Here is a 1536-nt window from a genome sequence, read left to right as displayed (position 1 = left end):
GCGGTGGCCCGGGTCGCGTCGGGGTAGTAGGTGGCGACGAACCCGTTGACGAGGATCTGCGCGCCGATCGAGCCGAAGCCGACGACGGCGACGAGCAGGTACATCACCGGCGTGCTGGCCCACCCGGTGCCCATCAGGACGAGTGCGCAGCCCGATGCGACGAACGACCCGGCGGTGACCGGGCGCGGGCCGATGCGGTCGGCGAGGGCGGACGACACGATGACGCCGACGATGGCGCCGGCGTTGACCGTGAGCAGGAACGACAGCGACGACGTGACCGAGTAGCCGGCCAGCACCATCAGCTGCGGCAGCCAGGTGTTGAGCCCGTAGACGAGGGTCTGGCCGGCGATCCCCGCGAGGCAGAACAGCACGGTCGCGGCAAGCCATCGGCCTCGCAGCAGGGTCCCGAAGCGCTCGGACGTCGAGACCGACGTCGTCGGCCCGGCGGGCGCGGGCGGCGCGGGGAGCCGGTAGGCCCGGCGGAGCGCGTCGGCCTCGTCGTGACGGCCACGGGTCGTGAGGAAGGACGGCGACTCGGGCAGGAAGCGCCAGAGCAGGGGGACGACCAGAACGAGCGGCAGCCCGCCGAGCGCCATCATGCCGCGGAAGCCGATGCGCTCGAGCAGTGCGAGCGCGCTCAGTGCGGCGAGCACTCCGCCGACCGCGTACCCGCAGAACATCAGTGCGTTGTTGACGTTGCGGCGCTCAGGCGTCGAGTACTCGACGGTGAGCGCGATCGCGGTCGGGATGACGCCGCCGAGCCCGAGGCCGGCAAGGAACCGGCACAGACCAAACACCTCGGGGCTCGGGGCCACGGCGGCGACGAGCATGAACAGGGAGAAGAACGCGACTGACGCGATCATCACGACCCGGCGGCCGACGACGTCGGTGAGGTAGCCGATCGCGAGCGCGCCGAACAGCATGCCGATCAGCGCGTAGCTGCCGATCGCCCCGGTCTGCTGGGGAGTCAGACCCCACGGCTCGTAGGCGAGCAGGTCGGGCACGACGGCGCCGTAGACGACGAGGTCGAACCCGTCGAAGACGATCGCGAAGAAGCACAGGCCGATGACGAACGATGCACGGCCCGTTGGCGGTGCGACCGTCGTACGGGCGTCGGCGGTGGAGGTCATGGCTGCTCCCGAGTCGATGGTGCGAGTGACGTGGAGCACAAGTAACGCAGAGGCACCGGTCAACGTCAAGATGTTGCATATACGCTGTCGAGCGGCCTACTGTGACGGCATGACGAGTCGTGTCGCGGTGGTCGGAGGCGGTCCCGGTGGTCTGTTCGCGGCCACGTTGCTGCGCCGCAGGCTGCCCACCGCCGAAGTCGTGCTGTTCGAGCGCAACGCGCGCACCGACGCGTTCGGGTTCGGCGTGGTGTTCTCCGACGCGACCCTGCGCCGCATCGACGAGGCCGATCCGGTGCTGCGTGACGCGCTGCGCACCGACGGCACGCACTGGGACCGGATCGAGGTCTGGAGCCGCGGCGAGCGTCACGGCTTCGGCGGCAACGGCATGGCCGCGATTCACCGCAAG

General features: G+C 70.2%; 2 protein-coding genes. One reads left to right on the top strand and one right to left on the bottom strand.

The genetic code is table 11. From position 1 onward, the window contains the following. On the bottom strand, window positions 1-1130 hold a 1130-nt coding region (locus ACI6PP_RS23170; protein WP_421114116.1), incomplete at its 3' end, for an MFS transporter. A 109-nt stretch (window positions 1131-1239) separates the two neighbouring features. Between ACI6PP_RS23170 and ACI6PP_RS23165 the strand changes: the two genes are divergently transcribed. Further along, a partial coding sequence (locus tag ACI6PP_RS23165) for an NAD(P)-binding protein (RefSeq protein ID WP_421114114.1) occupies window positions 1240-1536 on the top strand: 297 nt, incomplete at its 3' end.

Source organism: Solicola agrisoli, from assembly GCF_049059935.1.
Taxonomy (GTDB): domain Bacteria; phylum Actinomycetota; class Actinomycetes; order Propionibacteriales; family Nocardioidaceae; genus JAURVT01.
This window is presented reverse-complemented; position numbering and strand designations above follow the sequence as displayed.